Below are 13,842 nucleotides of genomic sequence, written 5' to 3'. Positions count from 1 at the left end.
GGGAGGAGAAATAGAATGGCAAATCCTTTTGAAAATGCGGATGGCACGTATTTGGTGCTGATCAATGAAGAAGGCCAATATTCCCTATGGCCCGGTTTTATAGATGTGCCGAGCGGCTGGACAGTCGTTCATGAGCAAAAAGGGCGTGAAGCTTGTTTGGACTATATCCAATCGCATTGGAGCGATATGAGGCCAAACAGCCTAAAGACTGTTGAAAATGTGTAATCGTATCAAAAAGAGACTGCTCGCCGCAGTCTCTTTTTCTAATCTTACGCAGACGTTTGGGTATGATCACAATCTCTGACCGGGTTTCCGTTTTCATCGGTACACCAAGATTGGGATAAAAACGCTAAAAACACAGCGGCCCACTGATCTGCAAACTGAATCAGAATACCCCCGTCATGCCAAGAGCCGTTGTCTTTTTTCCAGCGCGTATCCATTGCATTCCCTTGATTCATATGGATATTGTGTATTCCGTTAGTCGGGGTAAAGCCGAATATTTTATCTGCAGCCTGTTCAGGGCCGAATTTTGAACCGAATATATAAACCGGCGCTTTCTCATCTTGTGCTTTCTTCATATAGGTTTCAATAAAATCATTTAAATCATTATCAGGTCCTGTGATTTCATGAGGCAAAGGCTTCATTTTCCGCGGGTCAAACAAATTGCCCCGCACATAATCCAGGGCCACTTCACGGTTTGCTTCATTGATCCTTGTATATCCATACGGCATGTTCGGAAGGATGGTAATTGAGCCCGAATCAAACTGATCGTCAGCCAAATACAATACTTCAGATTCCTCAGAACTGGACATCACATTGATGGCGCACCTGTAATACGTATTCTCTTCACCGAGCATTTTGACTTGGAAATGAGGACTGTCATCATCTGTTTCCCGCTTCATGTCTAAGACTATGCCTTTTAACACGCCATATTGCTGAACAGCCATATGAATCCTCCTTTATGATCAACTTCATAGTCATAATTCGTGAAATGGTCTCTTTTTTCCTTTTAAAAAATAAAAAAGCCTGCAGAAATCTTTCTGCAAGCTCATTGTGAATTAAGCACCCGCCACAGATGATTCATCCTGTAAAGCTTTTTCGGCAGGAACATACTCATAGCCTAGATCTCTTGCTACAGCTTCATAGGTCACGTGTCCGTTTGCGGTGTTTAAACCCGCTCTCAGTGCCGCATTGTCTGCGAGCGCTTTTACTGCCCCTTTGTTCGCGATTTGCAGCGCGTATGGAACAGTAACGTTAGTCAGGGCGATTGTTGACGTACGAGGGACTGCGCCCGGCATGTTCGCTACAGCATAATGCACAACACCGTGTTTTTCATATGTTGGCTGATCATGTGTTGTGATATGGTCGACAGTTTCGACGATGCCGCCTTGGTCGATCGCTACATCAACAATGACTGAACCAGGTTTCATTTGTTTTACCATTTCCTCAGTGACAAGAGTCGGAGCTTTAGCACCCGGAATTAATACCGCGCAAATGAGGAGATCCGCTTCCGCCACAGCATCAGCAATATTGACCGGATTAGAAATTAACGTTTTAATCTGATGGCCGAAGATGTCATCAAGCTGGCGCAAGCGGTCTGCGTTTAAGTCAATGATCGTCACATCTGCACCGAGTCCGACAGCCATTTTGGCCGCGTTTGTGCCGACAACGCCTCCTCCGATAATTGTTACTTTTCCGCGGGAAACGCCAGGCACCCCGGCAAGCAGAATGCCTTTTCCACCTTTAGGCTTTTCTAAGAATTGAGCGCCGATTTGCGCCGCCATTCTGCCCGCAACCTCTGACATTGGCGTCAGAAGAGGCAATGTCCGGCCTTCACTGACCGTTTCATATGCGATGGCAGTTACTCCTTTATCCTTCAAGGCCTGTGCAAGCTCAGGCTCAGCTGCTAAATGAAGGTACGTAAACAGCACAAGTCCTTTGCGGAAATAAACATATTCTTCCGGCAGCGGTTCTTTTACCTTCATGACCATTTCGGCGTCCCAGACCTGTTTCGGATCAGCAATGATTTCCGCTCCTGCTGACTCATAGGCTTCATTTTCAAATCCGCTTCCAAGGCCCGCGCCTGTTTCAACCAGCACCCGGTGGCCGTTTGAAATGAGCTGAGAAACGCCCCCGGGTGTTAATGCGACACGGTTTTCATTGTTTTTTATCTCTTTAGGAACCCCTATGATCATATCTGTCTCCTCCTGTATCTGTGATATTTTTAGTGTAGCTTGATATTTTGGAAAATTCTTTGTTTGATTAAGAAAATAAAAAAACATGGATTTGTGAAATTTCACAAATCCATGTGCCGAAGTTTGATATCTAAATAGATGGTGAATTTTTGATTCACATTTTTCAAATCAATTTCAGCGATCTGGCTGATCCGCTTGAGTCGGTAATTCAACGTATTAACGTGTATATTTAACAGCTTGGAAGCGGTATTCACGTTGCTGTCCGCTTCAATAAAGCGCTCTAGCGTCTCTACCAGATTTGACTGGTGATCCCGGTCATATTGTTCCAGTTTGGAAAGCGAGTAATTATAATGGCCCGCCTGTTTCCGTTTTTCATATAAGACATCTAAGTATTGATAAATGCCTAACTCAGAAAAGCTGAAAAGATGTTTGGTCTCTTCAGTGAACCGTTCCTTCGTTTTTAAGACGGACAATGCTTCCTGATAGGAGCGGGAGACAAAAGAAATAGAGTTGTATATTCCGCCAAAAGCGATAGAAACGTCTTCTATTTTATACCGCTCCTTCAGCTGTTTTTGCGTACTTAAAGCAAACTGTTTTAAATCTTGAAAAGGATGATCTGTTTTGGGTGAGGTTAATATAATAAGTTCATTGGAATCTACGGTCGCCAGCAGCACGTAAACCTGCTGGGTCGTTTCCTGTAAATATTGCAGCTGCTGTTCGATTTTTTCAGTCAGCTCGCCATTTATGCGGATGATCATAACGGAAAACTCTGAAGGAGCGGCCATTCCAAGCTTATGGAACCCATCCGCCATATCATCCTCCTGATGGATGTGTCCGGTCAGCATTTTCCAGAAAAATTCTTGGCTGCGTTCTTCATTTTTCGTTTTTCTGATTTGACGTTTGAGAAGCTTGTTTTTCACTGCTTTTGCTGCCATTTGCAATGTCAGCAGATCTTCATCGGACAATGTTTTTTGGATCTCAAGCGCCCATATGAAGCCAAGTACTTGCTTGTTTTTCCAAATCGAAATAGCGACGCGATTGCTCAGCCCGACTTCATCAATTTGCTTGACTCTGATCGGCTGGTCCGTTTTTAAGAGAGCTGGAATTGTCCCATCTTTCCACAACTTGTTAATCACCTTCTCCGGTACCCTTCTGCCAATAATGGTAGACGTCCGGGCAGGGTCTGTGCAGTCGCTGTGTGTACTGTAGGCAAGCAGCTTGTGGTTAACATCCTCTATGGTGATCGGGCACCGCAGAACGTCGCTGATATGATCAGCCACATCTTCAAGTCTGTCAAAACTATATTTAAAAGGATCATTCGGCATGGTCATAAATCTCCCTACTTTTCGTGCTTGATTTCTCTTTGACATCTCATCCCCTTCCTTTTATTATGATTGTTGTTGTTTGTGAAAATCAACAACAAAGAACAGAAGCAAAAAAACAATTTCATGAGAGAAACGTTCTATATACATTTGGCGGTGTAATCGCCTTTTTGCAGGACAGTTGTATGCCTCATATAATACGACAGCTTATCCTATTAATCTTCTAAGAAAGTCATCGGAGGCAAGACTAATTAAGGAAAGAAAAAACTGAACCTTTCAGAAATGGTGCTGTAGCATCAAATTTTCTGAAAGGTTTTTTTTGGGAGTTGGAGCGTTATTTGGGTCTTTTGGATTATTCGGAGAATGAAGAGGAGATTAAGAAAATAAACCTATTTACTTTACATTATATGTCATTTTTAAGTGATTCGGGGTAAACCATTGGACTCATTTTGTAAAATTAAAACATATTTGTTTGACTATGCCGAAAAACTGTTTTTATAATAATGACGTTCTAAAAATAAGTGAATTAGCCCATATTTAGGCTGATGGCACAGGAGGTAATGAGGAATATGGCAGGATTAATTCGTGTCACACCCGAAGAGCTAAGAGCGATGGCGAAGCAATACGGCGTTGAAAGCCAAGAAGTATTAAATCAGGTTGATCGTTTAAACCGAATGATCTCTGATTTGAAAAGCATGTGGGAAGGTGCTTCAAGCGAAGCGTTCGCAGATCAATACGAGCAGCTCAAACCTTCATTTATCAAAATGTCAGATTTGCTTCAAGATGTGAATCAGCAGCTTGATCAAACAGCAAATACACTTGAGTCTACTGACCAAGACATCGCAAATCAAATCCGCGGATAACAGTATGAAAGGGAAGGAGCGCCTGATTCAAAAGAAGACGGCGCTCTTTCTATGTAAGGGTGATCCTAAATGTATATTGATATTACAATAGATTTGAAACATTATAACGGCAGTGTCTTTGATCTCAGATTGTCAGATTACCACCCGGTGAAAAAAGTAATTGATATTGCTTGGCAGGCCCAAAGCGTATCTATGCCTCCGCGCGAAGGGCACTGGATCAGAGTGGTGAACAAGGATAAGGTGTTTTCCGGAGAATGCAAGCTGTCTGATTGCGGCATTACAAACGGAGACCGGCTTGAAATATTATGAAAGGATCTGGTTGAATGTCAGGTAAACAAAAATCATATTTAGAAAACCAATTAGAAGCTGTTGCCGAGAAAACAGATGCCGGCTATACATTTACCTTTCAACGGGAAAAAATAAAGCTTCTCGACGGTCTTGAAGCTAACGTGATCAAAGATATAAATCCATTTTTTCATAAAGAAATCGATGTGACGGATGATGAAGTAATCATCACAATCCAACCTCCCTCCTCCTATAAAGCATTCCGCTTCATGAAAGCTAAGGATAAAAAAAGTAAATGGCAGTTTGCCTATCAGCTTGTTCAAGCCGTACAGCAGCACAATCTGTCTAGGCTGAATTTGATTGTCGCTCCTGAAAACATTGTATTCGATAAAGGGCTTACGCCTTATTTTCTCCATTATGGAGTAAAAGAAAGCATTCCTCCTTACGAGCGTGATGAGGAAAGAGTATGGCAGGAGCTGAAAGCGGCAGCGGCTTTGGCAGTTGACGGCGCTTTTGCGTTTGAAGACTACCTGAAATTCAATGAAACGCTGACGTTCTCCGCAGAGGCAAAGGCGATATTAGATGCTGAATCCTATGATGATTTGCTCGAGCTGATTCAAACCCATATTGATGAGCTCGAAGCCAAAGCAAAAACATACATACATATCCCGAGAAAGAAGTGGAACATCCAGCGATATATCGGCCTGGGGCTCATTGTTTTGCTTGTACCGGCACTTATTTATTCGATGTACGCCTTATTTTTCGCGCAGCCAAAGCACCAGGCGATAGTGGACAGCAACCGTGCGTTCTTAAACAAGCAGTACAGTGAAGTCATCAGCACACTGTCCAAGTACGATGCGGAAAGCCTGCCTGAATCGGTGCAGTATCAGCTGGCGACGTCCTATGTTGAGGTCGAAAACCTGGGGAGTGCAAAAACCAAAAATATAGAAAATAATTTAGTCACCCTTCAATCAGACCCTCAGCATTTCTTATATTGGATTGATTATGGTCGAGGAGAATACAAAGAAGCGATCAGTATCGGCCGTAAGCTGGAATACAATGATTATATTTACTTTGCCCTAGCTAAATATAAACAGCAGCTTTTATCTGAGGATACAAATGATGAAGACATACAAAAAGAACTTGACTCAGTAAATAGTGAGCTTGAAAAAGCGCAAAAAGAACGTCAAGAAAATAAACAGTCTAATTCTGAAACATCGTTAGTCGATACAAGCGAAGAACAGACACAAACAGACGAAGAAAAACAAGCAGAAGAGAAAGCGGCAGAAGAAAAAGCCGCAGCCGAGGAAAAAGCGAAAAAAGAAGAACAGAAGAAAAAAGAAGACGAGAAAAAAGAAACAGAAAAGAAAGATGAGAAAAAAGATGACAAATAACGTGAGACATGAAGCACAGGTCATCGCATGCTGCCATTCGGCCGTAAGGGGGTTCGCCATTTGAGTCTATTATGGGTTTTTTACCAAAATAACGTTCAAAAATTAAATCTGTCTAACCTCCCGTCGTCTCATCCGGTGACCATAGGGCCTGATGTGAAGGATTCTGTTACGATCAGCTCCATTCCATTTAATAGCGGAGTGATTTCTCTTAAAAGAAAGGAATCCGGCGGCCAATACGAAGTTTTCCTGGGAAATGATTGTCTCGGCACGATTGAGACGGATATATCATTTACTCTCCAAACGGATCAGCAGGATATACGCTTGATATTGACGGGCAGTGAACCTGAGAAATCCGTTTATTTTACGGGAAATCGGGATGAAATTGTATGTTCCTCAGAAAAAACGAATGCAGATATTTATCTGAATCCGCAAGATTTTGCATTTGCAGAACAAAGCACGTTTTCTTTGCTTCGTGTAGGCGGCAGCTGGTCGGTCCGCCCTGAAAGCGGAACGATCTTCTTGAACGGAGAGAAAATCAACGCCAATACGCCGCTCAAGCCGGGGGATGAAATATTCTGGAACTTCACGCAAATGAGGGTGACGGAACAAGACCTTTTAGAAATTGTTCATTATGCCCAGTTTGAAACAGCGTTAACAGAAACGGTCAAACCGAGTACAGAGATGCAGAAAAAATATCCGCAGTACAGAAGAACGCCGCGGATGGTATACGATCTGCCGGATGACCGCGTTTCTTTCAGTTTTCCCTCTCAGGAGAGCGATCAAACCAACAGAGGGCTGTGGCTCGTCATCCTGCCTCCGCTTGTGATGCTGATCGTGATGGGCGTAGTTGCCATCATCCAGCCGCGCGGCATATTTATACTCGTTTCTTTGGCGATGTTTATGATGACTCTCATTACCTCGACAGTGCAATATTTCCGGGATAAAAACCAGCGGAAAAAACGCGAGGAAAAACGGGAGCGTGTATATAAGCTTTACTTAGACAATAAGCGGAAAGAGCTTCAGGCACTTGCTGAAAAGCAAAAGCAGGTTCTTGAATTTCACTTTCCCTCATTTGAACAAATGAAATACTTAACAAGTGAAATCAGTGACCGGATCTGGGAAAAATCACTTGAAAGCAAGGATTATCTCCAGCTGCGGCTTGGGACGGGAACAGTTCCGTCAAGCTATGAAATCAATATGAGCGGCGGAGACTTGGCGAATCGTGATATCGATGACCTCATGGAGAAATCGCAGCACATGCAGCGCGTCTATAAAGATATCTGCAATGCGCCGGTGACGGTCGATTTGGCAGAAGGTCCGATGGGGCTTGTCGGTAAATCGCAAATTGTGAAAAATGAGATTCACCAGTTGATCGGACAGCTGTCGTTCTTTAACAGCTATCACGATTTGCGTTTTGTATTTATTTTTCATGAAGAAGAGTATAAAGACTGGGAGTGGATGAAGTGGCTTCCGCAATTTCAAATGCCCCATATTTATGCAAAAGGATTTATTTATAATGAGCAAACCCGAGATCAGCTCTTGTCTTCACTTTACGAATTGATCAGAGAGCGTGATCTCGAAGATGACAAAGAAAAACTGCAGTTCAAACCGCATTTTGTATTTGTCATCACGAATCAGCAGCTGATCTCTGAGCATGTCATTCTCGAATATTTAGAAGGACAGCATGAGCATCTGGGCATCTCGACAATTGTCGCGGCGGAAACAAAGGAAAGCTTGTCGGAAAACATTACAACTCTTGTCCGCTACATTAATGAGCATGAAGGCGACATTTTAATACAAAAGAAAAAAGCGGTAAGAATTCCGTTCCGTCTCGATCATCATCAGCGTGAGGACAACGAACGGTTCTCACGCACGCTGCGGACGCTGAACCACCAGGTCGGCATTACGAATTCCATTCCGGAAACGGTATCGTTCCTGGAGCTTTTTCATGCGAAGGAAGTAAAAGAAATCGGCATTCAGCAAAGATGGCTGACAAGTGAATCGTCGAAGTCGCTGTCAGTGCCGATCGGCTATAAAGGGAAAGATGACATTGTGTATCTGAACCTTCACGAAAAAGCACACGGTCCGCACGGCTTGCTTGCGGGGACAACGGGATCAGGGAAAAGTGAATTTCTCCAGACCTACATCTTGTCACTTGCAGTGCATTTTCATCCGCATGAAGCGGCTTTCTTACTAATTGACTATAAAGGCGGAGGAATGGCGCAGCCGTTCCGCAACATTCCCCACCTCCTCGGCACGATCACAAATATTGAAGGAAGCAAAAACTTCAGTATGCGTGCGCTTGCTTCCATTAAAAGCGAGCTGAAAAAAAGGCAACGCCTGTTTGACCAGTATCAAGTCAATCACATCAATGACTATACAAAGCTATACAAGCAAGGGAAAGCAGAAGTGGCGATGCCTCACTTGTTCTTAATTTCTGATGAGTTTGCCGAGCTGAAAAGCGAGGAGCCTGATTTTATCAGGGAGCTTGTCAGTGCCGCGCGTATCGGACGAAGCCTCGGCGTTCATTTGATTTTGGCGACACAGAAGCCAGGCGGCATCATCGACGACCAGATCTGGAGTAACTCGCGCTTTAAAGTAGCGCTCAAGGTCCAGGATGCCACCGACAGTAAAGAAATTTTGAAAAACAGCGATGCCGCAAACATTACCGTAACAGGCCGCGGCTATTTGCAGGTCGGAAACAATGAAGTGTATGAGCTGTTCCAATCTGCATGGAGCGGGGCGCCTTACTTAGAGGAAGTCTACGGTACCGAGGATGAAATCGCGATCGTTACAGATACGGGTCTGATCCCGCTTTCTGAGGTTGATACCGAAGATAACGCGAAAAAAGATGTTCAAACCGAAATCGAAGCTGTAGTTGACGAAATTGAACGCATCCAAGATGAAATGGGAATCGAGAAGCTGCCAAGCCCTTGGCTGCCGCCGCTTGCGGAACGTATTCCGCGCACTCTTTTCCCTTCAAACGAAAAAGACCATTTCCACTTTGCGTATGTCGACGAACCTGATCTGCAAAGACAAGCGCCAATTGCTTATAAGATGATGGAAGATGGAAATATCGGCATCTTCGGCTCTTCGGGCTACGGAAAATCGATTGCAGCCGCAACGTTCCTGATGAGTTTTGCGAACGTATACACACCTGAAGAGCTTCATGTCTATATCTTTGATTTCGGAAACGGAACGCTGCTGCCATTAGCGAAGCTCCCGCATACCGCGGATTACTTCCTGATGGACCAGTCAAGAAAAATTGAAAAGTTCATGATTCGCATCAAAGAAGAAATTGACCGCCGTAAACGTTTGTTCCGGGAAAAAGAAATCAGCCACATCAAAATGTACAATGCGCTGAGCGAAGAAGAGCTTCCGTTCATTTTTATCACCATTGACAACTTTGACATTGTCAAGGATGAGATGCATGAGCTTGAATCGGAATTTGTCCAGCTTTCCAGAGACGGACAAAGCTTGGGTATCTACTTTATGCTGACAGCAACGAGGGTGAATGCTGTCCGCCAGTCATTGTTAAATAACTTGAAAACAAAGGTTGTCCATTATCTCATGGATCAATCAGAAGGATATTCCATTTACGGCCGTCCGAAATTCAATCTTGAGCCGATTCCGGGACGCGTCATCATTCAAAAGGAAGAGCTTTATTTCGCGCAAATGTTCCTGCCTGTTGACGCCGATGATGATATCGGCATGTTCAACGAGCTGAAATCAGACGTACAGAAACTTCAAGGGCGATTTGCTTCAATGGAGCAGCCGGCACCGATTCCGATGCTGCCTGAGAGCTTGTCTACGAGAGAATTGTCTATCCGCTTCAAGCTGGAACGCAAGCCTTTATCTGTACCGATCGGGCTTCATGAAGAAACAGTCAGCCCAGTCTATTTTGATTTAGGCAAGCATAAGCACTGCCTGATTTTAGGCCAGACTCAGCGCGGGAAAACAAACGTCTTAAAAGTAATGCTCGAACATCTGATTGATGATGAAACTGAAATGATCGGCCTGTTTGACTCGATTGACCGCGGCTTATCTCATTATGCGAAGGAATCAGCTGTTTCATATTTGGAAACGAAAGAAGATATTGAGCAGTGGATTGAAACAGCTGAAGACATTTTCAAAACAAGAGAGGCCATGTATGTAGAAGCCGTCCGCCAAGGAGACGCACAAAATCTGCGATTCTCACAAGTCGTGCTGATGATTGACGGGATAACGAGATTCCAGCAGACGATTGATACGAGAATACAAGACCGTCTCGCTAACTTCATGAAATCATACGCTCATCTTGGGTTCAGCTTTATCCCGGGCGGAAATCACAGCGAATTCTCAAAAGGCTATGACTCCTTGACGACTGAGATGAAGCAAATCCGCCACGCGATTCTGCTGATGAAAAAATCTGAGCAAAATGTCATTCCTCTCCCGTACCAAAGACAGGAGCCTGAGATTCAGCCGGGCTTCGGATATGTTGTGGAAAACGGGAAGGAGCAAAAAGTTCAAATTCCTTTATGTTCTGCTGAAAGGGAGAGTGCTAGATGACAGAACAACGAAAAAGCTTGATCAAGTTAATATCCGCCGTCATCATCATTTTGCTGCTGCCGGTGTTGTTTTTCCGATTTATCGGAGACGACCCAACGAAAAAAGCAGTCAATTCCACCCGGCAAATCGCGGTGGTGAATGAAGACACAGGCGTATTGAGTGATGAGGTAAAGTCTGATGAAGAGGACAAATCCGCCCAGTTCGGCAAGGAAGTAGCGGCCGTTCTGGGTGAACGTCCTGATTATTCGTGGACGGTCGTAAACCGAAGCGCGGCCGAGACCGGTCTCGCTTCAAAGAAATACGATGCGATTGTCTACATTCCCTCAGACTTCTCAAAAAACATTTTGAGCTATGACAAAGACCATCCTCAAAAAGCAACGCTCGAATTCAGCATTCAAGATAACCTGAATGCGGTTAACAAAGAAAAAGTTCAGCGTGAGCTTGAGGATGCCCAAAAGACAATGAACAAAAAAATGTCGGCCTTATACTGGAATTTTGTTTCACAAAAAGTGGACAACGTCAGAGGGGAATTTGACAAGATCGTCAATAAAGAATCTGAATTCCAGAATGTCATGTACAACTTTTACAAACCAAGCTCTAATGATTTAGCAGGTGAAATCAAACAGCAAAAAGACTTAATCGATGAGCTGAAGAAATCAATGAATGAAGCGCAAGGCACGACAAAAGAAAAAGCTTCTACAGCGGAGGAAGCCAAAAACACGCTGAAAGAATTCATTGAAACAGTTGAAAGATACAAGGAATATCAAGAAAATCAGAAAAAGCTGCTTTTGGCAGCCCAGGATTCAACACAGCAGCAAATCCGGACAGGTCTGGATGCCATCCAAGCACAGCAAAAGGCGAATCAGTTCAGCGAACGCATGAGCGGGTTGGCAACTGGGATCAGCCAAGCGAAGACACAAATAGGACTGACAAGCCTCGCGTTGGACAATGCTAAAAAGTCAAGGCAAGATCAAGTGTCAATGCAGGAAATGGGTATGGCGAAAATCCAGAGTGATTTAATTAATAATTACTTGGTACAATATAAAGCAGCTTCTAAAGCTGCTGCATTAGATAAAATTAAGTATTTGATGACCATTGATCGAAAGCCGTTGACTCAATCTGATGGAAATTTAGATGACGAAGACCTGAATGATCAGGAAGATGAAAAAATAGAAGATTTAGATATTGATTTAGATGAACAGCGTGAAGAACTGAAAAACATCGCCGCTGTTATTCAGGAGATTTCAGACAGTCTAAAAGAGCCTGAAAAAGAGGATCCGACACCAGAGAACCCGGGAACTGAAAAACCGGGAACTGATGAGCCGCCCACTGACAATCCAGAAAATCCAGATGACGGGGGCAGTAAAAATCCTGATGATACACAGGGAGACACCGAGAACGATAATAACAGCAGTGATACCGGTAATGACGGACAAACGGACGGCCAGGAGCAGAACGACGAATCCTCTAATGGCGAGTCGGATAGCGGACAAACCGAAACGGGCACATCTCCTGAACAGACTGCTTCATCTGACTCAGCCCTTCAATTTATCCAGCTGGCAAATGAAGATGGAACCGGAGATTCAGGAGATACCGGAAGCGACGGCGGCACGACTCAGCCTGAAGACGAAGGTCAAACCGGAAACGATGAGGTTTCTGATATCGCAAAAGCAAAAGAACAGCTCAGCAAAGCGTCTGAGCGAATCAAGCAAATTGAAGAAGGGCTTAAAGAAAAACAAGACTCACATAATGAAAAAGTCACTAAACTAGTTGATAAACTGCAAGAAAAAATTGAAGAGTTAGACAAAAAAATTGTTCATTTAAATAAAATAGTTACTGCTAGAGAAGACGATTTTAAAACTATTTATGGAATTATAAAAAGTACGGAAAATAACATATTAAAATCACCATATATTGAATCTAATCAAGATATTAAAGATAGTTTAAATGACTTGTTTTCTCTGCCTATCACAACTAAAAATGTATCTCAATTGATGAGCTACTATAATGATTTATCTTTATATGAAGCTACCCTTTATGATTCGCTAGACCAAGGTTCGTTATCCTGGGTGAAGAAAAATGTTTTAAATGAACAACAGGGAAAAGTTTCTTCAGTCCTGGCTCTCTCACCTGAAGAATCAGCCAGCTGGGAAGCTCTCAAAAACAACACGATGCAAACTGATGAAGACATTAACACCTTCATCGAAGGAATGACCAAATTTGCGGATGACTACAGCGGCTTTATTCGTGACTCTCAAGCAGGTGTTCTCGACGAACTGACGAAAATCTCTGAAAGTGCCGCAAAAGCGTCAGAACAGCTTGTAACGGGCGCAACACAGGAATCTGCGACGTTCAGCAACGATGGGCTGTCTGGCACCATGGCACTGAGTGTCCAAGATACGGTCGGCCAGGAAGTGCTGCAAATGTCAGACATGATGGGTTCATTGTCTGATCGCCAGTCAGGCATCATTGATTACACAACCAACATGCAGCAAAGCGTCAATGATGTTCAAGCGAAAGCCGACACCTTAAACAACAACTGGGGGAAAAATGTAGCCTCCACGAAACTCGTGCGCAATGACGTATACGGCATACTCGGAAACACATTAGTAGACGGGCAAAACAATGGCTATGTATATGATTACTTGGCGAATCCGCTTAAAATCAGCGGAGAGGTTCCGGAAGAAAAAATTCAGACGGTACCTCCGGTTGTCATCCTTGTCATTGTGTTGATCAGCAGTCTGTTAATCGGCTATTTCAGCTCGTATTACCAAAACGCACCGCTTCTCGTCAAAGGAGCGTTATTCGGAATTCTGAATATCCTTGTCGGACTTATGATCAGCTTGTTCGGTTTGAATATTTATTCACTGCCGGACGATCAGACGATTAAGTGGTCGGTGTTTACGATTCTATTGCTGGTCGCAAGCTCTGCCTTCATCCGGACGGCATTCAGATTCGGATCAATCCCTGGCTGGGTTGCTTCAGCGGCAATGATTCTATTCTATGTCGCACCGCTTATTGATTTGATCATGCCGAACTTTACATTTGAAGATCCGGTTTCGAAAGTATATATCGACATCCAGTACGGTACTGGGCACTTGTTTACAATGGGAATAACAGTTCTGCTGATCATTACGGTGATTGCCGCGGCTCTGCCGCTGATTATCCGGCTGATGGCTGAACACACAGCAGAAAGCGATGAAACGTATGAAGCGTAATCGCAGCATGGAAAAGG

General features: G+C 43.8%; 9 protein-coding genes. 6 read left to right on the top strand and 3 right to left on the bottom strand.

The genetic code is table 11. The annotated features are described in order from the left end of the window. Positions 1–15: 15 nt before the first annotated feature. A complete protein-coding gene (locus MKX38_RS16255) occupies positions 16–225 on the top strand; it encodes an MbtH family protein (protein WP_003228753.1) in 210 nt (69 codons plus the stop codon). Between the two features lie 44 nt (positions 226–269). Here the strand turns inward: MKX38_RS16255 and MKX38_RS16250 are convergent, their stop codons facing one another. The 3 genes from MKX38_RS16250 to adeR form a co-directional block, all read right to left on the bottom strand. Further along, positions 270–947: a YukJ family protein gene (locus MKX38_RS16250; protein WP_163117230.1), complete on the bottom strand. Its 678-nt coding sequence runs from the start codon at positions 945–947 to the stop codon at positions 270–272. Positions 948–1,058: 111 nt separating this feature from the next. Beyond that, on the bottom strand, positions 1,059–2,195 hold the full coding sequence (gene ald / locus MKX38_RS16245) for an alanine dehydrogenase (RefSeq protein ID WP_014480718.1): 1,137 nt from the start codon (positions 2,193–2,195) through the stop codon (positions 1,059–1,061). Positions 2,196–2,296: 101 nt separating this feature from the next. Further along, positions 2,297–3,565: a sporulation transcriptional activator AdeR gene (adeR, locus tag MKX38_RS16240; RefSeq protein WP_339187717.1), complete on the bottom strand. Its 1,269-nt coding sequence runs from the start codon at positions 3,563–3,565 to the stop codon at positions 2,297–2,299. Positions 3,566–4,086: 521 nt separating this feature from the next. Here adeR and MKX38_RS16235 point away from each other — a divergent pair. The 5 genes from MKX38_RS16235 to esaA all read left to right on the top strand — a co-directional run bounded on the left by MKX38_RS16235 (position 4,087) and on the right by esaA (position 13,825). Next, positions 4,087–4,380: a WXG100 family type VII secretion target gene (locus MKX38_RS16235; protein WP_003220661.1), complete on the top strand. Its 294-nt coding sequence runs from the start codon at positions 4,087–4,089 to the stop codon at positions 4,378–4,380. A gap of 69 nt (positions 4,381–4,449) precedes the next feature. Next, positions 4,450–4,689 carry an ESX secretion system protein YukD gene (yukD, locus tag MKX38_RS16230; RefSeq protein ID WP_003228763.1) on the top strand — a complete coding sequence of 80 codons (240 nt, stop codon included), beginning with the start codon at positions 4,450–4,452 and terminating at the stop codon, positions 4,687–4,689. Positions 4,690–4,703: 14 nt separating this feature from the next. Next, a complete protein-coding gene (gene essB / locus MKX38_RS16225; RefSeq protein ID WP_024573120.1) occupies positions 4,704–6,059 on the top strand; it encodes a type VII secretion protein EssB in 1,356 nt (451 codons plus the stop codon). Between the two features lie 60 nt (positions 6,060–6,119). Beyond that, the gene (essC, locus tag MKX38_RS16220) at positions 6,120–10,607 is read left to right on the top strand and encodes a type VII secretion protein EssC (RefSeq protein WP_339187714.1); all 4,488 of its coding nucleotides are present in this window, start codon (positions 6,120–6,122) and stop codon (positions 10,605–10,607) included. Further along, on the top strand, positions 10,604–13,825 hold the full coding sequence (esaA, locus tag MKX38_RS16215) for a type VII secretion protein EsaA (RefSeq protein WP_339187712.1): 3,222 nt from the start codon (positions 10,604–10,606) through the stop codon (positions 13,823–13,825). Before essC ends, esaA begins: the two co-directional genes overlap by 4 nt. Positions 13,826–13,842: the final 17 nt, after the last annotated feature.

Source organism: Bacillus sp. FSL M8-0025 (genome assembly GCF_037975475.1).
GTDB lineage: Bacteria > Bacillota > Bacilli > Bacillales > Bacillaceae > Bacillus > Bacillus subtilis.
This window is presented reverse-complemented; position numbering and strand designations above follow the sequence as displayed.